This window comes from Salinarimonas sp., assembly GCF_046292825.1.
Classification (GTDB): Bacteria; Pseudomonadota; Alphaproteobacteria; order Rhizobiales; family Beijerinckiaceae; genus Salinarimonas.
Genome location: NZ_JBKBQG010000032.1, coordinates 22,703 through 48,348, shown reverse-complemented (window position 1 = coordinate 48,348; position 25,646 = coordinate 22,703). Strand labels below are relative to the sequence as shown.

The window sequence follows — 25,646 nt, the reverse complement described above, 5'->3', positions numbered from 1 at the left end:
CCCGCCCCCCCCCGTGCAGGAGGCACCGTTACGTTTCATCCTGCACGACCCCCATCCGACCCGTCGGCTGCGCCGCCGGGCCACCTTCCCCCAAGGGGGAAGGACAAGGGCGCATCGTCGAGAAAAGCGGCACCGGGGCGGCAAGAGCCCGGGGCCGCGAGGCCCGTCACTCGGCGGGTTGGGCCGCCGGGACGGGGCGGGCGGGGATGGAGCCCGCGCCCTTGGTGGCCGGCTGGCCGACTTGCGCGACGACCGGCTTCTTGGTGCGCACGATCTGGTAGCCGCGCCGACCGAGATACCAGACGGGGGCGGACCAGATGTGGACGAGACGGGTGAAGGGGAAGACGAGGAAGATCGTGAGCCCGAGGAACAGGTGCAGCTTGAAGATCGGGTGCACGTTGGCGACATAGGCCGAGGCGCCCGGCTGCAGCGTCAGGATGCCCTGCGCCCAGCTCATGAAGAGCACCATCTTCGAGCCGTCCATGTGCCCGAGCGAGAGCGGGATCGTGGCGAGCCCGAGCAGGAGCTGCACGAACAGGATCACGAGGATCGCGGTGTCGGCGAAGGACGAGGTCGCGCGGATGCGCGGGTCGTAGAGCCGCCGATGCAGCAGGAGCACCATGCCGACGAGCGTCACGAGGCCCGCGGTGCCGCCGACGACGATCGCCATGCCCTGCTTGAAGCCCTTCGAGATCCCCACCGCCTCGAAGAGGAAGGCGGGGGTGAGGAGACCGGCGACGTGGCCGAAGAAGATCACCAGGATGCCGACATGTAAGAGCACCGAGCCGAGCACCAATTGCTTGCGGCGCAGGAGCTGGCTCGAATTCGCCTTCCAGGTGTACTGCTCGCGATCGAAGCGCAGGAGGGAGCCCACCAGGAACACGGTGAGCGCGAAATAGGGGTACCATCCGAAGAGGATGTGGTTGAGCGTCGATTCCATGGCCTCGTCTCCTCAGGCCTCTTGCGCGGATGCGGAATGGGTGAAGACGGTGCGCGGGCGCGCGTTCGTCTGCGGCTCGAGGCCGGGCGCCGGGCGCTTGGCCTGGCGCAGCTTCGCGGCGAGCGCGTCGACGCCGCAATCGGCGGTCGCGGCACCCGCACCGAAGCGGATCTCCTCCTCCTCCCAGACGCGATCGAGCGCGGCGAGATCGTCGGGCGCGGCGTCGTCGACCTCGACGAGCGCCTCGAAGGCGGCGGCCTCGGGCTTCGTCGCGGCGAGCGCGACGAGCGCCTCGAACACGGCCGCATAGACGCTCTCGCGCCGGCGCAGCCGCTCGGCGAGCGCGGTGAAGACGTGGGCGGGCTCGGCGAGGAGAGCGCGCGCTTCGACTTCGGGCTGGAGCGAGCAATATTCGAGGAAGAGCGGGATGAAGTCCGGCAACTCGGTCGTGTCGAGCGCGAGGCCGCCCTCCTCGTAGAGCCGCTTCAATTCGACCATCGCCTGGCCGCGGTCGCGGCTCTCGCCGTGGACGTGCTCGAAGATGTTGAGCGAGAGCGAGCGCGAGCGATCGAACAGGAGAACGTAGGCCTCCTCGAGCTCGTAGAGATCGGTCGTCTCGAGCCGCATCAGCAGCGGCTCGAGATCGGCCCGCACGAGGCCGTCTTGCGCGACGATCGCGCGGATCGCGGGCACCGCCTCGACGAGGCCGCGGGTCGGGTAGGTGAGGAGCGCGGAGAGCGCCTTTAGAATCTGCATGATCGCGTCCTTCCTCAGGCGACTTCCATGGGGGTCTTGGCGCTCTTCGCCTTCTTGCCTCCGAACAGGCCCGTCCCGGTCGAGCCGCCGGAGCAGCCGTTGCCGAAGGAGAAGCCGCAGGAGCCGCGCAGGTCGTAGGCGTCTTCGAGGCCCATCTCGCGATGGGAGGTCGGGATGACGAAGCGATCCTCGTAATTGGCGATCGCCATGATCTTGTACATGTCCTCGATCTGCGCGCCCGAGAGGCCGACGCGCTTGGCGATGTTCTCGTCGATCACGCCGTCGATCGTCTTGGCGCGCATGTAGGCGCGCATGGCGAGCATCCGCTCGAGGCCGGTGACGACCGGCGCCTCGTTGCCGGCGGTGAGGAGGTTGGCGAGGTAACGCACCGGGATGCGCAGGCTCTTGACGTCGGGCATCTCGCCGTCGACGCCGATCTTGCCCGCTTCAGCGGCCGACTGGATCGGCGAGAGCGGCGGCACGTACCAGACCATCGGCATGGTGCGGTATTCGGGGTGGAGCGGGAAGGCGATCTTCCACTCCATGGCCATCTTGTAGACGGGCGACACCTTGGCGGCCTCGAGCCAGGCTTCCGGGATGCCCTCCTCGCGCGCCTTGGCGATCACGCGCGGATCGTTCGGATCGAGGAAGACGCGCAATTGCGCATCGTAGAGGTCGCGCTCGTCCTTGGTCGCCGCCGCCGCCTCGATGCGGTCGGCGTCGTAGAGGACGACACCGAGATAGCGGATGCGCCCGACGCAGGTCTCCGAGCACACGGTCGGCTGGCCGGCCTCGAGACGCGGATAGCAGAGCGTGCATTTCTCCGACTTGCCGCTCTCCCAATTGTAGTAGATCTTCTTGTAGGGGCAGCCCGAGACGCACATGCGCCAGCCGCGGCACTTGTCCTGATCGATCAGGACGACGCCGTCCTCGTCGCGCTTGTAGATCGCGCCCGACGGGCAGGCGGCGACGCAGGTCGGGTTGAGGCAGTGCTCGCACAGCCTCGGCAGATACATCATGAAGGTGTTCTCGAACTGGCCGTAGATCTCCTTCTCGACGCCCTCGAAATTGGCGTCCTTGGAGCGGCCGGCGAACTCGCCGCCGAGGATCTCCTCCCAGTTCGGACCCCACTCGATCTTCTCCATCCGCTCGCCGGTGATCTTGGAGCGCGGCCGGGCGGTGGGGAAGGCGCGGCTCTCGGGCGCGCGCTGCAGGTTCTCGTAGTCGAAATCGAACGGCTCGTAATAATCGTCGATCTCGGGCATGTTCGGATTGGCGAAGATATTCGCGAGCACGCGCCACTTGGCGCCGATCCGCGGCTCGATCTTGCCGTCCTCGCGGCGGCGCCAGCCGCCCTTCCACTTGGCCTGGTTCTCCCAGTCTTTCGGATAGCCGATGCCGGGCTTGCTCTCGACGTTGTTGAACCAGGCGTATTCCATGCCTTCCCGGTTCGTCCAGACGTTCTTGCACGTCACCGAGCAGGTGTGGCAGCCGATGCACTTGTCGAGGTTGAGAACCATCGCGATCTGGGCGCGGATCTTCATCGTCGTAATCCCCTCGCGCGACGGGCCGGATGCGGCTCGCGAAGCGCCTGTTCGTCGTTGAATGGGGTAGCCTGGAGCGGGTCCAGGGCATATTCAGATCATGCCCCTAAGGGCTGCCCCGGAGGACGCGCGAGGGCGCCCTCCGAGGGGTCGCGACGCCTTATTCCGCGGCCTGCGCGGGGGCTGCGAGCGGCTCCTCGAGCCAGTCGACCTTCGCCAGCTTGCGCACCACGACGAACTCGTCGCGATTGGCGCCGACGGTGCCGTAATAATTGAAGCCCCAGGACAATTGGGCGTAGCCGCCGATCATGTGGGTGGGCTTCAGGACGGCGCGGGTGACCGAGTTGTGGATGCCGCCGCGTTGGCCCGTGAGCGACGAGCCGGGCGTGTTCACGATCTTCTCCTGGGCATGGTACATCATGCACATGCCGTCCTTGACGCGCTGGGAGACGACCGCGCGCGCCGAGATCGCGCCGTTGACGTTGTAGACCTCGATCCAGTCGTTGTCGACGATGCCGGCCTTGGCCGCATCCGTCTCCGAGATCCAGACGACCGGTCCGCCTCTGTTGAGCGTGAGCATCATCAGATTGTCGGAATAGGTCGAGTGGATGCCCCATTTCTGGTGCGGGGTGATGAAGTTGAGCACCACTTCCGGAGCGCCGTCCGCCCCGCGACCCTGGACCTGCTTGATCGTCTTCATGTCGACGGGCGGCTTGTAGACGCAGAAGCCCTCGCCGAAGGCGCGCATCCACAGATGGTCCTGGTAGAGCTGCTGGCGGCCGGTCAGCGTGCGCCAGGGGATCAGCTCGTGGACGTTCGTGTAGCCGGCATTGTAGCAGACCTTCTCCGATTCCAGACCCGACCAGATCGGCGAAGAGATGATCTTGCGCGGCTGCGCGACGACGTCGCGGAAGCGGATCTTCTCGTCCTCCTTCGGCAGCGCGAGATGAGCGTGCTCGCGGCCGGTCGCCTTGGAGAGCGATTCCCAGGCCTTGACCGCGACCTCGCCGTTCGTCTCTGGCGCGAGCATGAGCAGCGTCTCGCAGGCGTCGATGGCGGTCTCGATCTTCGCGAGGCCTTCAGTCTGGCCCTTCTCGGTCACGGTGCCGTTGAGCGCCTTGAGGAGCTCGACCTCGTGCTTCGTGTCCCAGGCCATCCCCTTGCCGCCGTTGCCGAGCTTGTCCATGAGCGGACCGAGCGACGTGAAGCGCTTGTAGAGATTGGGGTAATCGCGCTCGACCACCGTCACCTGCGGCATCGTCTTGCCCGGGATCGGATCGATCTCGCCCGTCTTCCAGTCCTTCACGTCGAAGGGTTGCGCGAGCTCGGCCGGGGTGTCGTGCATGATCGGGGTGAGCACGACGTCCTTCTCGACGCCGAGCACTTCCGGCGCGACCTCGGAGAAGGCCTTGGCGATGCCCTTGTAGATGTTCCAATCGGTGCGCGATTCCCAGACCGGATCCACCGCCGCCGTCAGCGGATGGATGAAGGGATGCATGTCGGACGTATTGAGATCGTCTTTCTCGTACCAGGAGGCGGTCGGCAACACGATGTCCGAGTAGACGCAAGTCGTCGACATGCGGAAATCGAGCGTGACGAGCAGTTCGAGCTTGCCCTCAGGCGCCTCCTCGCGCCACACCACCTCCTTCGCGCGTCTTTTGCCCTCGGCGCCGAGATCCTTGCCGAGGAGGCCGTGCTTGGTGCCGAGCAGGTGCTTGAGGAAGTATTCGTGGCCCTTGCCGGACGAGCCGAGCAGGTTCGAGCGCCACACGAACATGTTGCGCGGCCAGTTCTTCGGATTGTCCGGGTCCTCGCAGGACATCTTCAGCGCGCCGGACTTGAGGCTCTGCGCCACGTAGTCCTTCGGCTCGAGCCCGGCTGCCTCCGCCTTCTTGGCGATGGTCAGCGGGTTGTCCTGGAGCTGCGGGGCGGAGGGCAGCCAGCCCATGCGCTCGGCGCGGATGTTGTAGTCGATGATGGCGCCGTCCCAGGGGCCGGCGGGCGCGGTCGGCGAGAGGATCTCGGACATCTCCAGCTGCTCGTAGCGCCACTGGTCGGTGTGCGCGTAGAAGCACGAGGTCGAGTTCTGCTGGCGCGCCGGGCGGCCCCAGTCGAGCGCGAAGGCGAGCGGCGCCCAGCCGCTCTGCGGCCTGAGCTTCTCCTGGCCCACGTAATGCGACCAGCCGCCCCCGGATTGGCCCACGCAACCGCACATGACCAGCATGTTGATCGCGGAGCGATAGTTCATGTCCATGTGGTACCAATGGTTCATCGCCGCGCCGATGATGATCATCGAGCGCCCATTGGTCTTCTCGGCGTTGCGGGCGAATTCGCGCGCGGTGGTGATGATCTGGTCGCGCGGCACGCCCGAGATCGCCTCGGCCCAGGCCGGCGAATAGGGCGTGTCGTCGTCGTGGGACTTCGCGACATTGGCGCCGCCGAAGCCGCGATCGATGCCGTAATTGGCGAGGAACAGGTCGTAGACGGTGGCGACGAGAACCTCGCCGTCCGTCGTCGCGAGCGTCTTCACCGGAATGCGGCGCTCGAGCACGCTCGCATGCGTGTCGCTCTTGAAGTGCTCGTGCTCGATATTGCCGAAATAGGGAAAGGCGACGTCCTCGAAGCGGTCTTCCGCGCCCGCGAGCGAGAGCCGCAGGTCGACCTCGGCGCCGTCGGAGCGCTTGGCCTCGAGGTTCCACTTGCCCTTCTCGCCCCAGCGGAAGCCGACCGAGCCGAGCGGCGCGACGAGCTCGCCGGTGGTCTCGTCGAAGGCGAGCGTCTTCCACTCGGGATTGTTGTCCTCACCCAGCGCCCCGTCGAGATCGGAGGCGCGCAGGAAGCGCTCCGGCACGAGCTTGCCGTCCTGACGAACCAGGCGAACGAGCATCGGCATGTCGGTGTAGCGCTTGGCGTAATCGACGAAATACGGCACCTGCCGGTCGACGTGGAATTCCTTCAGGATGACGTGGCCCATGGCCATGCCGAGCGCGGCGTCCGTGCCCTGCTTCACCGAGATCCAGAGATCGGCGAATTTCGAGGCCTCGGAATAATCGGGGCAGATCACCACCGACTTCGCGCCGCGATAGCGCACCTCGGTGTAGAAATGCGCGTCGGGCGTGCGGGTCTGGGGCACGTTCGAGCCCCACAGGATCAGGAAGCCGGCATTGTACCAGTCCGCGCTCTCGGGCACGTCCGTCTGCTCGCCCCAGGTCTGCGGCGAGGCGGGCGGCAGGTCGCAATACCAGTCGTAGAACGACATGGAGACGCCGCCCAAGAGCGACATGTAGCGCGAGCCGGCCGCGTAGCTCACCATCGACATCGCCGGGATCGGCGAGAAGCCGAGGATGCGATCGGGGCCCCAGGTCTTGACCGTGTAGGCGTTCGCCGCCGCGATCATCTCGTTGACCTCGTCCCAGGTCGCGCGCACGAAGCCGCCGTGACCGCGGATCGAGGTGTAGGAGCGCCGCTTGTTCGGGTCGTCCTGGATCGAGGCCCAGGCGGCGACCGGGGTGCGCGTCGCGCGCGCCTCGCGCCACAGCCGCAGGAGCCGCCCGCGCACGAGCGGATGCTTCACGCGGTTCGCCGAATAGAGATACCAGGAATAGGACGCGCCGCGGGCGCAGCCGCGGGGCTCGTGATTGGGGAGATCCGGGCGCGTGCGCGGGTAGTCCGTCTGCTGCGTCTCCCAGGTGACGATCCCGCCCTTCACGTAGACCTTCCACGAGCAGGAGCCGGTGCAGTTCACGCCATGCGTCGAGCGCACGACCTTGTCGTGCTGCCAGCGCTTGCGATAGCCGTCCTCCCAGGCGCGATCCTCGTTTGTGGTGATGCCGTGCCCGTCCGAGAACGAGCCGACCGTGCGGTTGAAGAAGGTCAGCCTGTCGAGGAAGTGGCTCATGGAAGTGTCCTCTGCGGTGATGTCGTGCGAGACATGGGCCGAGCATTCGGCGAGGCTCGTCTCGAATGGTTCTTGGGTAACCGGGCGGGGGGCAGCGAGAAATTCAGATCTCGCCCCTAAGGGGAGCCCCTGAGCGGGGTTCTGCGCCTCTCCTTCCCCTGAGGGAAAGGAAAGCGGCGGCGGGTCGGCCGCGATCGTCGCCCTTGGCGTCGTTCGCAGGCTGTCATCCCGGGCCGCGAAGCGGACCCGGGACCCATAGCCGCGACGCTGCAGTCGCAGCCTGTAGGCTGCGCGTCGCCGACCATCGATGCTGCTTGGTCGGCAGCGCGAGCGCGGCATGCGCGCTCGAACGATCGTCGGAGTGTATGGGTCCCGGGTCCGCTTCGCGGCCCGGGATGACACGCTCGAGGTGCGCGTCGCGGCCGGAGATCGCTCTCCGGCCGCACAATCTCGCTCTTGTCCTGCCCCCTTGGGGGAAGGTGGCCCGCCGGCGAAGCCGACGGGTCGGATGGGGGTCGTGCAGAAGGCACCGATACGCCAAATCCTGCACCACCCCCACCCCCGGCCCCTCCCCCAAGGGGGAGGGGAGACCCGCGAGCCCTTCGCAAACCCTGAGATCAGCAGGGGGTGGCGGCGCCCTTGCGGGCGTACATCCACCAGTTCAGGGCGACGTTGAAGGCGAAGAAGACCGCGAGCCCGTAGAACACCGCGTTCGGGTTCCCGAAGGCGCCGATCGCCGCGCCGAACAGCATGCCGAGGGCGAAGGGGCCGTAGGCGCCGATCGCCGCCGTGAAGCCGATCACGCCGCCCGCCTGGCGCGGCGGGAAGATCATCGGCATCTGCTTGAAGGTCGAGGCGTTGCCGATCCCTGCGAAGGCGAACAGACCGAGCATCGCCGCGACGAAATACGGGAACTGGTCGAGCGAGGTCGGGGTGGTGAAGAGCGTCACGAGGAGCGCGCAGGCGACCATGCCGATGCCGGCGACATGCGTGACGATCGCGCCGCCGAGCCTGTCGGTGACCGGCCCCGCGAGGACGCGGATCAGCGAGCCGACGAGCGGGCCGAGGAAGGCGTAGGTGAGCGGGTCGGGCGCGCCGTCGAAATGGCCGTAGGACGTCCGGATCAGGAGCGGGAAGGTCGCCGCGAGCCCGGAGAAGGCGCCGAAGGTCATGATGTAGAGGCTCGTCATCGACCAGGTGTGCTTCGAGCCGAAGATGTCGAGCTGCTCGCGGAAATTCGCCGTGACGGGCACGCTCTTGAGCATGAACCAGGCGGCGATGCCGAGCGCGGCGATCATCGGGATGTAGACGGCCGTCGCGTTCTGGAGCCACACCTCGCTCTCGACGCCGCCCTTCACCATCGTCTGCGGCTCGCCGACGAGCGCGGTCGAGCCGACGAGCGCGAAGCCGATGATCCAGGGCGTGACGAACTGGACGATCGAGACGCCGAAATTGCCGATGCCGGCCTGAATCGCGAGCGCGGTCCCCTGCAGGCGCTTGGGGAAGAACAGGCTCGTCGAGGGCATGAAGGACGAGAAATTGCCGCCGCCGAGCCCCGCGAGGAAGGCGAGCGTCAGGAGCGCCCAATAGGGCGTCGTCGGATCCTGCACCGCGAAGAACCAGCCGACCGCCGGGAGCAGCAGCGACAGGGTCGAGAGCGAGACCACGTGGCGCGTGCCGAACATCGGCGTGAAGAACATGTGCACGAGGCGAAGCGTGCCGCCGGCGAGGCCGGGCATGGCGGCGAGCCAGAAGAGCTGGCCGGTCGTGAGCTGGAAGCCGATCGCCGGCAGGCGCACGACGAGGGCCGAGACGAGGAACCACACCATGAACGCCATGGTGAGGTTCGCCGTCGTGATGGTGAGCGTGCGCCAGGCGAGGCGCGAGCCGGTCTCCTTCCAGAAGACCTCGTTCTCCGGCTCCCAGCGCTTGAGCCAGGTGCTCGATTGGTGCCGCTTGTCTGCGGCGGGCTTGTGTATCGCGGTCTTTGCAGAGGCGGACATGGGTCCGATCCTTCACGGTGCGAGGAAGAGGAGGATGAGGCGGCGGGCCGGGGCGGCGCCTCGAGGCGCGCCCCGGCCCGTCTCGGCGATCGTCTTGGCGATCACTCGGCCGGGGCCGGATTCGAGCGGGGCGGGGCGTCCGTGCCGGAGATCCGGGCGAGCGCGGCGCGCAGCTCGTCGAGGTTGGAGAAGCGGGCGGTGACGGTGAGGCTCTCGCCCTTCTCGACGAGGTCGACTTTTTGCGAGCCGGCGAAGACGCGGGCGAGCTCGGCCTGCGCCTCCTTCTTGCGGCGCGCCTCGAGCGCGATCGCCTCGTCGACGGAGGAGATGACGTATTCGTCGCCGAAGCCGCCCTCGGGCTCCTTGAGCCAGAGCAGGCAGACGACCCAGGACACGAAGGCGCCGGCGGCGATGATGAAGAAGAACTGGCTCGGCGTGACGAAGGTGAACACGAAGAGGTAGAACACCGCGCCGACATTGCCGTAGGCGCCGGCCATGCCCGAGATCTGCCCCGTCACGCGGCGCTTGATCGAGGGGATGATGCCGAAGGTCGCGCCCTCCGCGCCCTGCACGAAGAAGGAGCAGAAGATCGTGATGGCGATCGCGACGATGAGCGGCCAGGTCGAGTCCATCAGGCCCATCAGCGCGAAGCCGACTGCGATGCCGAGCATATAGGCGAGCATCACGAACTTGCGGTTCCCGAACCGGTCGGAGACGAGCCCGCCCATGGGCCGCGCGAACAGGTTCACGAAGGCGAAGGAGGCGGCGATGAGGCCGGCCATGGCGGCATTGAGCCCCCAGGTCTGCTCGAAGAACAGAGGCAGCATCGACACGACCGCGAGCTCGGCGCCGAAATTCGCGAAATAGGTCGTGTTGAGCGCGGCGACCGACTTGAAGGGATAGCGGTCGTCCGCCGGCACGCCCTTCTTGAGGATCGGCACGTTGACGCGCAGCACCTGGACGATCTGGTAGAGGATCACGACCACGATCGCGGCATAGACGAAAGCGGCGGTCATCCCATCGAGATAGCCCATGTTCTGCATGCGCCACACGAGGATGGACAGGATGCCGACCATCGGGATCGTGAAGAGGATCAGGAGCACGAGGTCGCGCCAGGAGCTCACCTCGAGGGCGGCCGCCTTGCGGGGCTTGCGGTGGCTGTCGGGGTTGGGGCCGTCGGTGATCGCGAACCAGTAGAAGATGCCGTAGGCGCCCATCACGAGGCCCGAGAGCGCGATCGCCCAGCGCCAGCCGTCGGGGCCGCCGTAGAGGGTGAGCGCGATCGTCGGCAGCGTCATCGCGGCCGCGGCCGAGCCGAAATTGCCCCAGCCGGCATAGAGGCCTTCCGCGAAGCCGATGTCGCGCGGCTTGAACCAGAGCGCCGTCATGTGGATGCCGACGACGAAGCTCGCGCCGATCGAGGAGAGCACGAGGCGGGCCATGAAGAGCTGCTCGCGCGTCTCGCCGAAGGCGAAGACGAGCGCGGGGATCGCCATCACGACCATCAGGATCGAGAAGACGCGGCGCGGGCCGAAGCGGTCGAGCGCCATGCCGACCAGGATGCGGGCGGGGATCGTCAGAGCCACGTTCGCGATGGCGAACAGGCGCAGATCGTCCGCGGTGAGCCAGTCCACCGAGCGCAGCATGCTCGACGCGAGCGGCGCCATGTTGAACCAGACATAGAAACAGATGAAGAAGGCGATCCAGGTGAGGTGGAGCGCCTTGATCTCGCGGTTCTTGAACCGGAAGACGTCGGAGACTTGCATCGGACTAGCCTCGGATAAGGCGGAGGGCGGCGCGGCATGCGCCGGGAGCGTCGGGCGGAAGACGGGAAGGTCAGGGCGCGGGGATGATCAGGAGCGGGCACTGCACGCGCCGGGCGAGGAAGGCGGACACCGACCCGAAGGTCATGTGGTCGAATTCCTCGACGAGGGCGTCGATCTTCGAGGCGAAGAAGCCGCTCTTGTCGGGCTTGTGGCTGTGGCGGGCCATCACGAGGAGATCGGGATGGCGCTCTTGCGTCGCGCGCAGGATCATCTTGCGGGCGTCGCCCTCGGCGAAGAGGACGCGCGTCGAGAAGCCCGCGGCGGTGAGCTCGGCGGCGGCCGCCTCGACGCCCGCGCGCTGCTCGCGATATTGCTCGGTGAACATGTCGTCGGTGGCGTCGGTGGCGGTGCCGACGTCTTCGATGACCGAGATGAGGGTGACTTCCGTCTTGGACTCGCTCGCGGCGGCGCCGAAGAGGGACTTGACCGCCTCGAGCGCGATGCGCGCATTGCGCGAGTGGTCGTAGGCGAGCATCAGGTGCATGGACGAAGACTCCGCAGCGGAACGGCGCAAGAGGGCCGTTCGGTCCGCGGACGCTGTCATGATGCCGGCTCGGAGAGGCTTGATCTGGATCAAGCGAGGGGGCCGCGAGGGGCCGGACCGCGTCAGTCCTAAGGGGAGCCCCTGAGGCGGATCTCCGGCATGAAACGGGATCGCGGCGCGTCGCTGCGCGCGCGGCCGTCTTCCCGTGGGGCACCGCCGCCGGGCCCGCGGGTCATCCGGGTGCGGCATGGCGGGCGCGCGCCGATACGCGCGCCCGGCGGATCAATCGCGCCGCTCGTGGGCGAGGAAGAAGCGCACCATCGCGCGGCTCGCGTCGGGGCCGGTCGGGTCCGTGTAGGATCCCTCGGCGCTGCCGCCGGACCAGGCGTGGCCGGCGCCGTGGAGCACCCATTGTTCGAGCATCACCCGATCGCGCGCGTCGGTGTGGAGCGTGCGCGTGAAGCGCCGCCCGGCCTGAGCCTGCCCGGTCTCGACCGTCACCTGTAGCCGCGCCGAAGCGCGCGCCGCGTCGGCGACCTGGTCGGCGTTGACGGGAGCGACGGTCTTGTCGCGATCGCCGTGGAAGACGATCGTCGGAATGCCGGCGCCGGCTCCCGCGCTCGCCGGAGCGCCGTTCTTCATCGATGAGAAGGCGGAGGCGACGTCGCGCGCCGCCCCGCAGGCGAGCCCGGAATGGACGCCGATCGCCGCGAAGAGATCGGGATAGGTCGCCCCCATGATCGCCGCCTTGGCGCCGCCGGCCGAGAGGCCCGCGACGTAGACGCGACCCGCGTCGGCGCCGCGCTCCGCGATCACGGCGCGCGTGATGCCGGCGATGAGCGAGGGCTCGCCGCGCCCGCGCTCCTGATCGGCGGGGTTGAACCAGTTCCAGCACAGAGACGCGTTGGCGCCGCGCGTCTGGCCGGGATAGACGACGAGAAAACCCTCCTCCTCGGCGACCGCGTTCATGCGCGTGCCGGCCGCGAAATCGTCGGGCGACTGCGTGCAGCCGTGGAGCATCACGACGACGGGAAGCGATTTCGCGCCCGCCGCGCTCGCCGGCACGTAGAGCTTGTAGGGACGCGAGCCGGCGGCGCTCGAGAAGACGCGCTCCTCGAAGGAAGCGCCCGCGGGGATCGGCAGCGGCGCACCGCGCCCGGCCTTGCCGCGCGTGCGGCGCGGCATCTGCGGCGCGCGGGCGCGCTGCGCCTCGCCTGGCCAAGTCCAGGCGCCGCCGGTCCCGGGGGCGGGCGGCGCGAGATCGAGGATCGACGACGGCGTCGCAGCCCCCTCCCCTCCCGTCTGCGGCGGGGTCGGCGCTCCGGAGCCGAGCGCCCCGCGCAGCACCGCCATCGCCTCGGCGAGCCGCCCCTCGCGGGTCAGCCGCGTCGCTTCGGCCATGTCGGCCTGTCGGAAATTGGTCATGGAATGAAATCCTTCGGGGGTGAGCACGCAATGTCGCGCGATTGTCTGGTCAACGAATGCGGTCGCGCAGGGCGGCCTTGACCGCCGGGGAGGCTTGCAGGGCGCCGAGCACGTGAATGGAGGCGATCGTGTCGAGCGCGAGCTCGGGCGTCACGTCGGGGTCGATCACGGCGAGGCCCAGCACCTGGATGCTGAGCTTGACGCCGGCCGCCCTGGCCTTCTCCAGATCCGCGCGAGACCAACGACGCAGACCGAGTTCGAGATCCCGACGCTCCACCGATCGCCGCACCGCCTCCTCGTGACGGTCGAGCTCCCGGCGGATCGCGGTGCGGATCAGATCCGTCCGCGTGCCGTAGAAGCCCTCCGCGACGAGGAGGTCGATCCGGCCGAGATCGACGTGGCCGAGATTGATCGTGATCTTCTCCGCCTCGCCCGCCTTGGGCCGGATCTCCCGCTCGCCCGTCATCCGCCATCTCCCTGCCATCCCGCTGGATGGTATCTGGAGGGTGGAGGCGCCCGGCGCAAGGGGCTGCGGGCGTTCATGCGCGTTTCATGCGGGCTTCACGCCCGTCACAGGCGCCGTTCATCCCCCCTCCCGATCTTCATCTTCGCCAAGCGACGCACGGACGCGTCGCGCGAACATGGGAGCCTGAACATGACCAAGAAGACCCTCGCCGGCGGCCTCGCCGCGCTCGCCGCCCTCGCGATGACCACCACCGCCGCGCTCGCGGTGGACGCGACGCGCATCGACACGCAGATCACCCAGGCCGAGGTCGAGGCCGCGCAGGCCGCCTGGGGCGAGGCGCTCGTCCAGATCTCGCGCGATTTCGAGGAGGGCGGTATCGAGGCCGCGCGCGCCACCGCCGAGGCGGTGATCGACAGCGCCTACGGCTTCGACATGGGCCCGGTCCTGTTCAAGCCGACGCTGACGACGGCGCCGGACACCTTCCGCACGACGCGCGAGGGCGCGCTCGCCTATTTCGTCGGCCACGACGAGAACTTCCCCGCCGACGACGGCTTCGCGCTCAAGGGCTGGACCGCCGTCGAGATCGAGAACGCGGCGATCTTCATCGCGGGCGACGTCGCGAAGACCATGGGCAACGTGCACCTCACGAACGCCGACGGCAGCGTCACCACGGTCGACAAGACCTGGGGCTTCAAGCGCGACGGCGAGGGCAATCTGCGCATCGTGCTCCACCATTCCTCGCTGCCCTTCGGCAGCTGAGGGGCGCTTCCGACGGACGCCCGAGGCTGTCATCCCGGACGCCGCAGGCGATCCGGGACCCATACACGCCGACGCATGGGTCGCAGCCTATAGGCTGCGTGTCTCTGCGGACCGAAGCTCCGGCATCGTGCAGCGAGCGCGGCATGCGCGCTCGATCATGCGTCGAGGATATGGGTCCCGGGTCCGCTTCGCGGCCCGGGATGACAGCCACCGGCAAGCGCGTGGTCCGTGGCCGCCTCGCCGTCCGCTCACGGCGCGCGCAGGCGATAGCCGAGCCGCCGGACCGTCTCGATGCGGGGCGCGTCCGGCGGGCCGGCGATCTTGCGCCGCAGCCGCGCGATGTAGACGTCGACGACGTTCGTCAGAGGGTCGCGGTCGACGCCCCAGACGTTCGCGAGGATGCGCTCGCGGCTGAACACCTTCTCGGGGCTCGACATCAAGAGCTCGAGGAGCGCGAGCTCGGTCGCCGTGAGATCGAGCTCGACGCCGTCGAGGCGCGCCTGCGGCAGGCTCGGATCGAAAGTCAGGCAACCGAGCCGGCGCAGGCGCGCAGCCGGACGCTCGCCGCGGCCGGCCCGGCGCGCGAGCGCCTCGATGCGCGCGAGCAGCTCCTCGAAGTCGAAGGGTTTGCCGAGATAATCGTCGGCGCCCATCCGCAGTCCCGCCACCCGATCGCGCGCGTCGCTCATGGCTGTCAGCATCAGGATCGGCAGGTCGACGCGCGTCGCGCGCAGGCATTGGCAGACCTCGAGCCCGCTCATTCCCGGCAGCATCAGATCGAGCACCACGATCGCGGTGGCGCCCGAGCCGTCGAGCTCCTGCGCGAGCGCGCGGGCCTGGCGCAGGCCCTCGTGGCCGTCCACCGCGCGGCGGACGCGATAGCCTTCCGCCCGCAGGCCGCGCTCCAGGAAATCCGCCACCCGCGGATCGTCCTCGACGACGAGAATGTCCATTCAGCTCGCCTCTTCCATGTCCCCGGCCGCACTCTCCTCGAGCGGCAGCTCGACCCTTGCCGTCGTGCCGAGCCCCGCGCCTTCGCTCTCGATGACGAGGCGCCCGCCATGGCGCTCGACGAGCATGCGCGCGATCGGCAGGCCGAGACCCGAGCCGTCCGCCCGCACCCGCCGCGCCTCGCTCCCGCGAAAGCCGCGCTCGAACACGCGCTCCAGATCCTTCGGCGCGATGCCGATGCCGCGATCGCGGATCTCGAGGCGCCAGACGCCGTCCGCGACATCCGCGCGGACGACCACCGGCGCGCTCTCGGGCGAATAACGCAGCGCGTTGTCGACGAGGATGCCGATCACCTGCCGCAGCCGCATCTCGTCCGCGACGATCCGCGCCTCGCCGGGCGCGATCTCCCGCTCGACCGGCGGACCGAGCGGGCCGGGCGGGGGCAGCATGCGCGCGAGGACGGCGTTGGCGTCGAGCGGGCGCGCGTCGATCCGCAGCGCGTCGGCGTCCTCGCGGGCGACGACGAGGAGATCGTCGATGACGCGCGAGAGCTGGCGGGCGCCGTCGACGATGCGCGCGAGCGCCTCGCGATAGGGACCGGCATCCGCAGTCTTGCCGCGCAAGGCGACCTCCGCCTCGCCGCGGATCACGGTCGCAGGGGTGCGCAATTCGTGGCCGATATCGGCGAAGAGCTGCTGGCGCCGTCGGTCCGCTTCCTCGAGATCCGCGATCGCCCGTTGCAGCCGCGCGGTGCGCTCGGCGACGCGGCGCTCGAGCGAACGGCGCAACGTCGCTTCTGCGGCGCGCGAGGTCGCCAGGCGCTCGGCCATGCGGTTGGCGCTCGCGGCGAGGAGGCCGAACTCGTCGCGGCGCCGCTCGGGAATGCGATGGTCGAGCCGCTCGCTCTCGAAGGCGCGCAGGCCCTCGGTCAGCTCCGCGAGCGGGCGGCGCATCAGCCGATAGAGAAACAGGGCGAGCGCCAGCGCGGTGGCGCAGAACCCCGCCATCGCCGCGAGCGCCACGACGCGCACCCGCGCCAAACCGTCGTCGGCGACGACGCGCTCGCGCTCGACGTCCTCGCGCTCGAAGGCGACCGCTGCCGCGACCGCGCGCGCGAGCGTCCCGTCGGGCCGCAGCCGCTGGTCGAGCCGCGCGAGGGGCGCCTCCTCGACGGCCACGACGCCGTTCGCCGCCGCCGCGAGCGCGTCGGCGAGGTCCTCGCCGAGCCGCGCGATCCCCGCGGCGACGTCGGCGAGCAGCCGATCGCGCACGGAATGCTCGTCGAGGGCCTTGCCGCGCTCCGCATCCATGCGCCGCGCGTCGCGGGCGAGCCGGAGGAGCGCGGCGTGCTTGTCGGCGAGCGAGGCGACGACGGGCCCGGGGTCGATCGCGACCTCGGGCTCGTCGGCGAGGCCGCTCGCGACGAGCCCGCGCAAAGCCGCGACCTCCACGTCGAGGATCGCCGCGCCGCGATAGAGATCGGCCGCGACGCGCCCGCGCATCACCCGGTGCTCCGCCTCCGCCGCGATCCACCAGGCCGACGCGCCGTAGACGGTCGCGAGGAGCGCGAGCAGCGCGAAGGCCGAGACGAGCTTGCGGGCGAACACGCGCCGTGCCTCCTGATGGTCGATGGGCGCGGGGGGCGCCTCGGGGCGACCATGCGGAAAGCGCCGGCCCTGGCGATGGGACGCGTCGTCGCAAAGCGGCGCTTGCCGGGGCGCGCGCGATCAAAGCTTCGCGATCAGACCCGCGCGAGCGCCCCGCCCTTGGCCTGCTTCTCGCCGCCGAGCACGTCGAGCACCGCCTTGCGCACGGCGCTCTGGCGGGCGGGCTGCGTGACCTTTCCGCCGGTGAGGTCGGTCACGTAGAAGACGTCGACCGCCTTCTCGCCGAAGGTCGCGATATGGGCGGAGGCGATGTTGAGGTTGAGCTTCCCCAACGCCGTCGTCAGGTCGTAGAGCAGCCCCGGCCGATCGAGCCCGCTCACCTCCAGCACCGTGTGGCGGGAGGACAAGGCGTTGTCGATGACGACCTCCGGCAGCACCACGAAGGGACGGGCGCGTTCCTTGGGGGCGCGGCGGCTCTCGACGAGATCGGCGATCTTGACCTCGCCCTTGAGCGCCCGCTCGATCGAGCGCGCGACGCGCTCGGCCCGGCGCAGCTCGTCCTCGTCGCGGTCGAACTCGCGGGAAATGAAGATCGTGTCGAGCGCGAGCCCATCGACGGTCGTGAAGATCTGCGCGTCCACGATGTTTCCTCCCGCCGCCGCGCAGGCGCCGGTGACGATCGCGAGGAGGCGCGGATGGTCGGGGGAGACGACCGAGAGCTCGGTCACTCCGCGGAACGCGTCCGTCTCGAAGCGCACGGCGACGTCGTCCCCCCGCTCCGCCGCCTCGCGGATGAAGCGCGCGTGCTTGACCCGCCAGCGCAAAGCGACGCGCAACCAGTAGGAGGGGTAATGGCGGGCCGCATAGGCCTCGAAATCGGGCGCCGACCAATCGTCGAGCTCGGCGCGCAGCTGCTCCTGCGCCATGCGGATGCGCTGCGGCCGGGCGATCTCGGCATCGCCGCCGAGCGCCATCTCGGTCTCGTAATAGAGCGTGCGCAGGAGCTCGCCTTTCCACCCCGTCCAGACGCCGGGTCCGACGGCGCCGATATCGGCGACGGTCAGCAGCAGGAGGAGCTTGAGGCGCTCCATCGTCTGCACGATGCCGGCGAAATCCTGGATCGTGCGCGGGTCGGAGAGGTCGCGGCTCTGCGCGATCGTCGACATGAGAAGATGATGCTCGACGAGCCAGACGACCGTGTCGACCTCCGCCGGCGTCAGCCCGAAGCGAGGCCCGAGCCGGCGGGCGATGCGCGCGCCGAGGACCGAATGGTCCTCCTCCCGCCCCTTGGCGATGTCGTGCAGGAACAAGGCCACATAGAGCGCGCGACGATGCTGGATCGTGTGGATGATCCGGTGGGAGAGCGGGTGGTCGGCATCGAGCCGCCCGGCCTCGAGATCGGCGAGGCGCCCGATCGAGCGGATCAGATGCTCGTCCACCGTGTAATGGTGGTACATGTTGAACTGCATCATCGCCACGATGCGCCCGAAATCGGGCACGAAGCGGCCGAGCACGCCCGCCTCGTTCATCCGGCGCAGCACGCTCTCGGGGGCGTTCTTCGAGGTGAGGATCTCGAGGAAGAGCCGGTTCGCCCGGGCGTCCTTGCGCACTTCCGGCGTGATCAGCCGCAGCGAGCGCGTGGCGAGCCGGCTCGCATCCGGATGGATCGCGACCGTGTGCCGGTCCGCGTGCCAATAGAGCGCGATCAGGTTGACCGGGTCGCGGACGAAGACGGTCGGGTCCTTGATCGTGATGCGCTCGTTCTCGATGACGAAATCGCCCGATTGCAGACGCACTTGCCGCCCGCGCTTGAAGGTGCCGATCACGCGGTCGAGCATCGGCTTGGGCTTGGCGTGGCGGGCCTCGAGCGCGGCGCAGACGATCGCGGTGAGATCGCCGACGTCCTTCGCGCGCAGGAAATAGCCCTTCATGAAGCGCTCGACGGAGGAGAGCCCGGCGCGCTCCGAATAGCCGATGCGGGCGGCGACCTTCGCCTGGAGGTCGAAGGTGAGGCGCTCCTCGGCGCGGCCGGTGACGAAGTGCATGTGGCATCGCACCCGCCAGAGGAACTCCTCGCAGCGCTGGAACAGCCGGAATTCGTCCGCCGTGAACAGCCCGGCGGCCACGAGCTCCTTCGGGTCGCGCACGCGGTAGACGTATTTGCCGATCCAGAAAAGCGTGTTGAGGTCGCGCAGCCCGCCCTTGCCGTCCTTGACGTTGGGCTCGACGAGATAGCGCGAGGCGCCCGCGCGCCCGACGCGCCGATCGCGCTCCTTGAGCTTCGCCTCGACGAAATCCGCCGCCGAGCCCTCGATCACCTCCGCGTCGAAGCGGCGGACGAGCTCGGCCGCGAGCGCGGCGTCGCCGAGGAGGTAGCGCGTCTCGAGAAGCGCCGTGCGGATCGTCATGTCCCCGCGCGCCTCGCGCAGGCACTCGTCGATCGAGCGGGTGGCGTGGCCGACCTTCAGCTTGAGGTCCCAGAGCACGTAGAGCATCGCCTCGACGATGCTCTCGCCCCACGCGGTCTGCTTGTAGGGCAGGAGGAACAGGAGATCGACGTCCGAGCCCGGCGCGAGCGTGCCGCGCCCGTATCCGCCGGTGGCGAGCACCGCGAGGCGCTCGCCGGTCGAGGGATTGTCGAGGGGGTAGGAATAGGTCGTCACGGCGCGGAAGATCGCGCGCACGATCTCGTCCATCACGGACGAGAGGCGCTCGGCGGTCGCGAGCCCGTTGCGCTCGGCGACGAGCCGCCCCTCCTCGCGGCCGTGCGCCTCCTCGAGCGCCGCGCGCAGAGGCGGCACGAGCGCCGCGCGCAGAGCCGCGGCCCCCCGCGGCGGCGCCAGCGCGAGCGCGGCATCGATGTCGGCGAGGCGCTCCATCAGGAGGGGATCGGGTCCGGCCATGCGCACGGGTCTAGCATGGGGGGCGGGCGGCGTGGAAGTGGCCGCAGCCGAAGGGGGAAGCGTGGCCATGACAAGGTAGCATGGCCGTATTGCGTTCGGCGACATGGCCAGCGCCCGGATCGCTGATATTGTATTTTTTCCGCTTTACATCCAGGAATAGTTCATGCTCGAGATCGTCGCTTCCGTCTTCGCCGTCATCGCCGCGGGATACCTCTTCGCGCTCTGGCGCGGGGTGGACAAGGCCGGCACGAAGCTCCTCAATGATTACGTGCTCTTCGGCGCTCTGCCGGCGCTGCTCTTCGTCGCCGTCGCGCGCGCCGACGTGTCGGAGTTGCAGCAATGGGGTTTCATGGGGGCGACGCTCGCGGGCATCGCTTTCGCCTTCCTCGCGGGCCTCGTCGTCGCGCGCGCGGGCGGGGTGCGGCTGCCGCAGGCGGCGATCCCGGCCATGGCTGCCTCCTATGGGACGACGGGGTACATGGGCGTCCCGATCCTCGTCGCCGCGCTCGGCCCCGAGGCCGCCGTGCCCGCCGCGATCGCGACGATCCTGCACAACATCCCGGTCATCATGACGGTGATCATCCTCCACGACGTGATGACGCGCACCGCGAGTGCGGAGGGCGGCGGGATCGGGCAGGCGATCGGCGGCGCGCTCAAGGCGACGCTGACGAACCCGCTGACCGTCGCGGTCGCGGCGGGCGTCGTGGTTTCGGCGAGCGGGCTGCCCCTGCCGGACCCTCTCGAGCGTTTCGCCGTCTTCCTCGGCGCCGCCGCGGGCCCGACCGCGCTGTTCGCGCTCGGACTGGGCCTCGCCCAGCTCGATGCCGGCGCGCTGCGCGAGGGGAGGCGCATCTTCGCGATCCTGCCGCTCATCGTGATCAAGGTCGTGCTGCAGCCGGCGGTCACGCTCGCCGTGGCGCTGCTCGTGTTCGGCATGAACGCGAGCGATCCGTGGCTCGTCGCGGCTCTGATCATGGCCGCCCAGCCCATCGGCGCTGGCGTGTTCGTGTTCGCGTCCAAGTATCAGTATTTCGAGGATGAGACCTCGGTGGCGATCATCGCATCCCTGATCGTCGCGCTGGCGACCTTGACAATTCTGCTGACAATCTACGCGGGCTGACATGTAGATTACTCAAGGATTACCCACGGGAAAGCCAACTCCCGAATCCGGGCCAAGCAAAACTCGCGCCGGTTCGCCGCGGCGATCGGCGCACCCGCGCCTGCGGATGGCGTGCGTGGAAGCGGGCGGGGGCGCACCCTACCTTCGAGCGACACCGGCCGCTGTCGGCCCCGCTCGGGAGATCCCTCGCCATGGACGCCGCCGCCCTGCGCAACCTGCAGAAGCCGATCAAGGACAAGTACCGCGCCGATCCGGCGGCCGCGAAGGTGACGCTCAGCGCCCGCGGCACGCTCGACGCGGAGGGCGTCGCCTGCAAGGTGGAGACCGCGCGCGCGGTCGCGGTGGCGGGGCTGCACAAGGCCTCGGGCGGCACCGGGGCGGATCTGTGCTCGGGCGACATGCTGCTCGAGGCGCTCGTCGCCTGCGCCGGCGTGACGCTCAACGCGGTGGCGACCGCGCTCGAGATCCCGATCCGCTCGGGCGCCGTGCGCGCGGAGGGGGATCTCGATTTCCGCGGCACGCTCGGGGTCGACCGCGAGGCGCCGGTGGGGTTCACGGCGATCCGGCTGACATTCGAGGTCGATTCCGACGCTCCCCAGGAGAGCCTCGACCGCTTGCTCGACCTCACCGAGCGCTATTGCGTCGTCCTCCAGACGCTCAAGGCCACCCCCGCGATCGAGGCGCGTCTCACGCGCGCGTGAGAGTTCGTAGATCGATCCTCGCCCGTCATTCCGGGGCGCGAAGCGAGCCCGGAACCCAGATTCCCGACCTCGGATGAGCAGCCTGTAGGCTGCGTCCTTCGACGGGTCGATCATCTCGGACTCTCGGAACGAGCGCGCATGCGCGCTCGAACAAGCGTCGTGGATCTGGGTTCCGGGCTCGCTTCGCGCCCCGGAATGACGGCGTCGAGGCATTAGGAGGCAGGATTCAAACGCGCGTGAGGAACCCCGCGTCTCGCCGCCCGAGCCTTGCGTGCAGCGCAAAAACGAAGGACGATGCGTCGCTGGAGAGAACCCCCGCAACCCACGGGAGGCGGCATGGCGATGGGCGGTTTGGCGATGGGCGGCATGGCGGCAGGCGACGACGCGACCGACGCGGACGCGCCCGTCCCCGGCTTCGCCATCGGCGCGGGCGAGCGCGTCGCGGAGAAGGACAGGCCGCTCTTCGAGGACATCCGGCTCCTCGGCCGCATCCTCGGCGACACCGTGCGGGCGCAGGAGGGCGTGGCGGTGTTCGAGCTCGTCGAGCGCATCCGCCAGACCGCCCTGCGCTTCCACCGCGACGACGACGACGGCGCGCGCCGCGAGCTGCAGACGACGCTCGACGCGATCTCCCGCGAGAAGACGCTGCCCGTCGTGCGCGCCTTCTCCCACTTCTCGCATCTCGCCAATCTCGCCGAGGACCAGCACCGCATCCGCCGCGCCCGCGCCCATGCCCGCGCCCGCTCGGCGCCGCGCGAGGGCACCCTCGAGGCGACGATCCGCGCGCTCGCGGATGCCGGCGTGAGCCGCGCCGCGCTCTCGGCGACGCTCGAGCGGGCGGCGATCTCCCCCGTCCTGACCGCCCACCCGACCGAGGTGCGCCGCAAGTCGACGATCGATCGCGAGATGGAGGTCGCGCGCCTCCTCACCGCCCGCGACACCGGGCTCCTCACCCCCGACGAGGAGGCGGAGAACGACGAGGCGCTGCGGCGCGCGATCCTCACCCTCTGGCAGACCTCGATCCTGCGCACGACGAAGCTGCGGGTCGTCGACGAGGTGGTCAACGCGCTCTCCTTCTACGACGACACGCTGCTCGCCGAGCTGCCGCGGCTCTATGCCGGCTTCGAGGACGCGCTCGCGGCCGCGGGCCTTCGCGACCGGCACGCGGAGCTGCCGCCCTTCCTGCGCATGGGCAGCTGGATCGGCGGGGACCGCGACGGCAACCCCTTCGTCACCGCCGACGTCCTGCGCACCGCCTTCGCGCTCCAGAGCCGCACCGCGCTGCGGCACATCCTCGCCGAGCTGAAGGCGCTCGGGGCGGAGCTGTCGCTCGACGGGCGCCTCGTGGGCGCCTCCGAGGAGGTGCGCGCGCTCGCCGAGATCTCGCCGGACCGCTCGGCCTTCCGCGCCAACGAGCCCTATCGCCGCGCCATCGCGACGATCGCGACGCGGCTCGCGGCGACCGCGCGGGCGCTCGGCCATGCGGAACTCGCCGAGGCGCTGCCGGAGAGCGCCGAGGCGCAACCCTATCCGAGCGCGGCCGCGCTCTCCGCCCATCTCGATGCGATCGACCGCTCGCTTTCGGCGAACGGCCTCTCGGCGCTGGCGCGCGGGCGGCTGCGCGGTCTGCGCCGGGCCGTGAGCGTCTTCGGCTTCCATCTCGCCACGATCGATCTGCGCCAGAATTCCGACGTCCACGAGGCGACGATCGCCGAGCTCGTCGCGCTCGCCCGCCCCGGCATCGATTACCGCGCGCTCGAGGAGGCGGAGCGGGTGGCGCTCCTCGTCGAGGAGATGGCGACGCCGCGTCCCCTCGCCTCCCCCCACGTGGCCTATTCGGAGAAGACCACCTCCGAGCTCGCGATCCTTCGCGAGGCGGCGGCGGCGCGCGCCCGCTACGGGCCGGACGCGATCCGCCATTGCGTGATCTCGAAGGCGGATTCGGTCTCCGACGTGCTCGAGGTCGCCGTCCTCCTCGCCGAGGCCGGGCTGATGCGCCCGCACGAGGGCGCGCTCGATCTCGACATCGTGCCGCTCTTCGAGACGATCGCCGATCTGCGCGCCGCCCCGCGCATCATGGCCGACCTCTTCGCGGTGCCCGCCTATCGCGCCCTCGTCGCCGCACGCGGGAACGAGCAGGAGGTGATGCTCGGCTATTCGGATTCGAACAAGGACGGCGGCTTCCTCACCTCGAGCTGGGAGCTCTACAAGGCCGAGATCGCCCTCGTGCGGGTGTTCCGCGAGGCGGGCGTGCGGCTGCGGCTCTTCCACGGCCGCGGCGGCACCGTCGGCCGCGGCGGCGGCCCGAGCTATCAGGCGATCCTCGCCCAGCCGGGCGGCGCGGTGCAGGGCGCGATCCGCATCACCGAGCAGGGCGAGGTGATCGCGGCGAAATACGCGACCCCCGCGCTCGGCCGGCGCAATCTCGAGATCCTCGCCGCCGCCACCCTGGAGGCGAGCCTCCTGCACGGCGACGACCCCGCCCCCGACGAGGCCCGTCTCGCCGTGATGGAGGACCTCTCCGCGCGCGCCTTCTCGGCCTATCGCGCGCTCGTCTACGAGACGCCCGGTTTCGAGGATTATTTCTGGGAGACGACCGTCATCGGCGAGATCGCCAAGCTCAACATCGGCTCGCGCCCCGCCTCGCGGACGAATTCGCGCCGCATCGAGGACCTGCGCGCGATCCCCTGGGTGTTCGGCTGGGCGCAATGCCGGCTGATGCTGCCGGGCTGGTTCGGCTTCGGCACCGCCGTCACGAGCTATCTCGCGGAGGACCCCGCGCGCATCGAGACGCTGCGCGCCATGCACCGCGACTGGCCCTTCTTCCAGGCGCTATTGTCGAACATGGACATGGTGCTGGCGAAATCGAACATCGCCATCGCCTCGCGCTATTCCGCCCTCGTCTCCGACCGCGCGCTCGCCCAGGCGATCTTCCCGCGGCTGCGGGCGGAGTGGGAGGCGTCGATCGCGATGCTGCTCGAGATCACGCAGCAGAAGGCGCTCCTCGAGCGCAACCCGCTCCTCGCCCGCTCGATCCGCAACCGCTTTCCCTATCTCGACCCCCTTAACCACCTCCAGATCGAGCTCCTGCGCCGCCACCGCGCCGGCGACACCGACGCCCTCGTCGAGAGCGGGCTGCACATGACGATCAACGGCGTCGCGGCGGGGCTGCGCAATTCGGGGTGAGACGGGCGGGCACGCACGGAAGTGCGCTCCAGCGTCCGGGAGGAGCGAGCGACACTCCCGTGTCATCCCCGGCCGGAGCACGCGAGCGTGCGCAGGGAAAGGGGACCCAGCATTCGACTGAGCGCCGAAGGCGCTCCCGACGCCGCCGACCAGGTGGCGCGTCGCCGCCGCGATGGTGTGCTCCGCACGGGTCTTTGCGCTGGGTCCCCTTTCCCTGCGCGCCTTCGGCGCTCCGGCCGGGGATGACACCGGTGGGCGCGAACCCCCTCCTCGACGAGGGCGACGCGCCCCACACCCCGCCCTTCGCGCTTGATTCCCCGCGCCATCCGCCTGATATGAGGCGCGACCGTCCCGCAACCTCATGAAGGGCCATCGCCGCGACATGACCAGCACCGAGCATCAGCGCAACGAGACCCGTCCGACCGAGGACGCGCGCGAGGAAGGCGCCGCTGCCGAGCGGCACGAGGCGGCCGGCGAGAGCGCGGAGGCCGCGACCGGCGCCGACGCGTACGAGGAGGCGCTCGCCGCCCTCGCGGCGGACCGCGATTCCCTGAAGGACAAGCTCCTGCGCACCCTCGCCGACATGGAGAACATGCGCCGGCGCACCGAGCGCGAAGTGGCCGACGCGCGCACCTATGCGACCACCGCCTTCGCCCGCGACATGCTCTCGGTGGCCGACAACGTCCGCCGTGCGCTCGAGAGCCTCGGCGGCGCCCGCGAGGGCCTCGAGGGTCCCGCCAAGGCCCTCGTCGAGGGCATCGAGCTGACCGAGCGCGACCTCCTGCACACGCTCGAGCGCCACGGCGTCAAGCCGGTCGATCCGCAGGGGCACAAGTTCGACCCGAACCTCCACCAGGCGATGTTCGAGGTTCCCGATCCGAGCGTCCCGAACGGCACCGTCGTGCAGGTCGTGCAGACGGGCTACGTCATCGGCGAGCGCGTGCTGCGCCCGGCGCTCGTCGGCGTCTCGAAGGGCGGCCCCAAGGCCGAACCCAAGGCGGAACCCAAGGCGGACCCGAAGCCCGACGCGGCGTCCTCGCAGGGCGACGGCGAGGCGGGCGCCTCGTGAGCGGCGCG

The 25,646-nt window shown here is 69.6% G+C and carries 17 protein-coding genes; 5 read left to right on the top strand and 12 right to left on the bottom strand.

Features of this window, described 5'->3' with window-relative positions:
- Positions 1-166: 166 nt before the first annotated feature.
- The 9 genes from narI to ACK4UM_RS14925 all read right to left on the bottom strand — a co-directional run bounded on the left by narI (position 167) and on the right by ACK4UM_RS14925 (position 13,342).
- A complete protein-coding gene (gene narI, locus ACK4UM_RS14965) occupies positions 167-940 on the bottom strand; it encodes a respiratory nitrate reductase subunit gamma (protein WP_409800579.1) in 774 nt (257 codons plus the stop codon).
- A 12-nt stretch (positions 941-952) separates the two neighbouring features.
- Complete coding sequence (gene narJ / locus ACK4UM_RS14960; RefSeq protein ID WP_409800577.1) at positions 953-1,696, bottom strand: nitrate reductase molybdenum cofactor assembly chaperone; 744 nt, start codon at positions 1,694-1,696, stop codon at positions 953-955.
- Positions 1,697-1,710: 14 nt separating this feature from the next.
- Positions 1,711-3,240 carry a nitrate reductase subunit beta gene (gene narH / locus ACK4UM_RS14955; protein ID WP_409800575.1) on the bottom strand — a complete coding sequence of 510 codons (1,530 nt, stop codon included), beginning with the start codon at positions 3,238-3,240 and terminating at the stop codon, positions 1,711-1,713.
- 160 nt (positions 3,241-3,400) lie between these two features.
- Positions 3,401-7,138 (bottom strand): nitrate reductase subunit alpha, encoded by a 3,738-nt coding sequence (locus ACK4UM_RS14950; protein ID WP_409800573.1) that lies wholly within the window; start codon positions 7,136-7,138, stop codon positions 3,401-3,403.
- Positions 7,139-7,755: 617 nt separating this feature from the next.
- Positions 7,756-9,141, bottom strand: a complete 1,386-nt coding sequence (locus ACK4UM_RS14945) for an MFS transporter (RefSeq protein ID WP_409800571.1) — start codon at positions 9,139-9,141, stop codon at positions 7,756-7,758.
- Between the two features lie 101 nt (positions 9,142-9,242).
- On the bottom strand, positions 9,243-10,907 hold the full coding sequence (locus ACK4UM_RS14940; protein ID WP_409800569.1) for an MFS transporter: 1,665 nt from the start codon (positions 10,905-10,907) through the stop codon (positions 9,243-9,245).
- Between the two features lie 70 nt (positions 10,908-10,977).
- Positions 10,978-11,451, bottom strand: a complete 474-nt coding sequence (locus ACK4UM_RS14935; protein ID WP_409800567.1) for a universal stress protein — start codon at positions 11,449-11,451, stop codon at positions 10,978-10,980.
- A gap of 282 nt (positions 11,452-11,733) precedes the next feature.
- Positions 11,734-12,876, bottom strand: coding sequence for a PHB depolymerase family esterase (locus ACK4UM_RS14930; RefSeq protein WP_409800565.1), 1,143 nt, complete (start codon positions 12,874-12,876; stop codon positions 11,734-11,736).
- A gap of 49 nt (positions 12,877-12,925) precedes the next feature.
- Positions 12,926-13,342: a CopG family transcriptional regulator gene (locus ACK4UM_RS14925; RefSeq protein WP_409800563.1), complete on the bottom strand. Its 417-nt coding sequence runs from the start codon at positions 13,340-13,342 to the stop codon at positions 12,926-12,928.
- A 189-nt stretch (positions 13,343-13,531) separates the two neighbouring features.
- Here ACK4UM_RS14925 and ACK4UM_RS14920 point away from each other — a divergent pair, with 189 nt between their 5' ends.
- A complete protein-coding gene (locus ACK4UM_RS14920; RefSeq protein ID WP_409800561.1) occupies positions 13,532-14,101 on the top strand; it encodes a hypothetical protein in 570 nt (189 codons plus the stop codon).
- A 248-nt stretch (positions 14,102-14,349) separates the two neighbouring features.
- Here the strand turns inward: ACK4UM_RS14920 and ACK4UM_RS14915 are convergent, their stop codons facing one another.
- From ACK4UM_RS14915 to ACK4UM_RS14905, 3 genes are all read right to left on the bottom strand, one after another.
- Positions 14,350-15,054: a response regulator transcription factor gene (locus ACK4UM_RS14915; RefSeq protein WP_409800559.1), complete on the bottom strand. Its 705-nt coding sequence runs from the start codon at positions 15,052-15,054 to the stop codon at positions 14,350-14,352.
- Complete coding sequence (locus ACK4UM_RS14910; RefSeq protein ID WP_409800557.1) at positions 15,055-16,659, bottom strand: sensor histidine kinase; 1,605 nt, start codon at positions 16,657-16,659, stop codon at positions 15,055-15,057. It lies immediately after the preceding gene.
- 134 nt (positions 16,660-16,793) lie between these two features.
- Positions 16,794-19,562 (bottom strand): [protein-PII] uridylyltransferase, encoded by a 2,769-nt coding sequence (locus tag ACK4UM_RS14905; protein WP_409800556.1) that lies wholly within the window; start codon positions 19,560-19,562, stop codon positions 16,794-16,796.
- A 163-nt stretch (positions 19,563-19,725) separates the two neighbouring features.
- On the opposite strand from ACK4UM_RS14905, the gene ACK4UM_RS14900 reads away from it, so the two are divergent.
- The 4 genes from ACK4UM_RS14900 (at position 19,726) to grpE (ending at position 25,638) form a co-directional block, all read left to right on the top strand.
- Positions 19,726-20,682 carry an AEC family transporter gene (locus tag ACK4UM_RS14900; protein WP_409800554.1) on the top strand — a complete coding sequence of 319 codons (957 nt, stop codon included), beginning with the start codon at positions 19,726-19,728 and terminating at the stop codon, positions 20,680-20,682.
- Positions 20,683-20,873: 191 nt separating this feature from the next.
- Positions 20,874-21,383 carry an OsmC family protein gene (locus ACK4UM_RS14895; RefSeq protein WP_409800552.1) on the top strand — a complete coding sequence of 170 codons (510 nt, stop codon included), beginning with the start codon at positions 20,874-20,876 and terminating at the stop codon, positions 21,381-21,383.
- A gap of 336 nt (positions 21,384-21,719) precedes the next feature.
- Positions 21,720-24,569 carry a phosphoenolpyruvate carboxylase gene (gene ppc, locus ACK4UM_RS14890; protein WP_409800550.1) on the top strand — a complete coding sequence of 950 codons (2,850 nt, stop codon included), beginning with the start codon at positions 21,720-21,722 and terminating at the stop codon, positions 24,567-24,569.
- A 382-nt stretch (positions 24,570-24,951) separates the two neighbouring features.
- Positions 24,952-25,638, top strand: a complete 687-nt coding sequence (grpE, locus tag ACK4UM_RS14885; RefSeq protein ID WP_409800548.1) for a nucleotide exchange factor GrpE — start codon at positions 24,952-24,954, stop codon at positions 25,636-25,638.
- Positions 25,639-25,646 lie beyond the last annotated feature (8 nt).

What these genes read in the sequence shown, in the direction of transcription:
- narI (WP_409800579.1), bottom strand. Translation starts at nt 940, where the DNA reads ATGGAATCGACGCTCAACCACATCCTCTTCGGATGGTACCCCTATTTC.
- narJ (WP_409800577.1), bottom strand. Translation starts at nt 1,696, where the DNA reads ATGCAGATTCTAAAGGCGCTCTCCGCGCTCCTCACCTACCCGACCCGC.
- narH (WP_409800575.1), bottom strand. Translation starts at nt 3,240, where the DNA reads ATGAAGATCCGCGCCCAGATCGCGATGGTTCTCAACCTCGACAAGTGC.
- ACK4UM_RS14950 (WP_409800573.1), bottom strand. Translation starts at nt 7,138, where the DNA reads ATGAGCCACTTCCTCGACAGGCTGACCTTCTTCAACCGCACGGTCGGC.
- ACK4UM_RS14945 (WP_409800571.1), bottom strand. Translation starts at nt 9,141, where the DNA reads ATGTCCGCCTCTGCAAAGACCGCGATACACAAGCCCGCCGCAGACAAG.
- ACK4UM_RS14940 (WP_409800569.1), bottom strand. Translation starts at nt 10,907, where the DNA reads ATGCAAGTCTCCGACGTCTTCCGGTTCAAGAACCGCGAGATCAAGGCG.
- ACK4UM_RS14935 (WP_409800567.1), bottom strand. Translation starts at nt 11,451, where the DNA reads ATGCACCTGATGCTCGCCTACGACCACTCGCGCAATGCGCGCATCGCG.
- ACK4UM_RS14930 (WP_409800565.1), bottom strand. Translation starts at nt 12,876, where the DNA reads ATGACCAATTTCCGACAGGCCGACATGGCCGAAGCGACGCGGCTGACC.
- ACK4UM_RS14925 (WP_409800563.1), bottom strand. Translation starts at nt 13,342, where the DNA reads ATGACGGGCGAGCGGGAGATCCGGCCCAAGGCGGGCGAGGCGGAGAAG.
- ACK4UM_RS14920 (WP_409800561.1), top strand. Translation starts at nt 13,532, where the DNA reads ATGACCAAGAAGACCCTCGCCGGCGGCCTCGCCGCGCTCGCCGCCCTC.
- ACK4UM_RS14915 (WP_409800559.1), bottom strand. Translation starts at nt 15,054, where the DNA reads ATGGACATTCTCGTCGTCGAGGACGATCCGCGGGTGGCGGATTTCCTG.
- ACK4UM_RS14905 (WP_409800556.1), bottom strand. Translation starts at nt 19,562, where the DNA reads ATGGCCGGACCCGATCCCCTCCTGATGGAGCGCCTCGCCGACATCGAT.
- ACK4UM_RS14900 (WP_409800554.1), top strand. Translation starts at nt 19,726, where the DNA reads ATGCTCGAGATCGTCGCTTCCGTCTTCGCCGTCATCGCCGCGGGATAC.
- ACK4UM_RS14895 (WP_409800552.1), top strand. Translation starts at nt 20,874, where the DNA reads ATGGACGCCGCCGCCCTGCGCAACCTGCAGAAGCCGATCAAGGACAAG.
- ppc (WP_409800550.1), top strand. Translation starts at nt 21,720, where the DNA reads ATGGCGATGGGCGGTTTGGCGATGGGCGGCATGGCGGCAGGCGACGAC.
- grpE (WP_409800548.1), top strand. Translation starts at nt 24,952, where the DNA reads ATGACCAGCACCGAGCATCAGCGCAACGAGACCCGTCCGACCGAGGAC.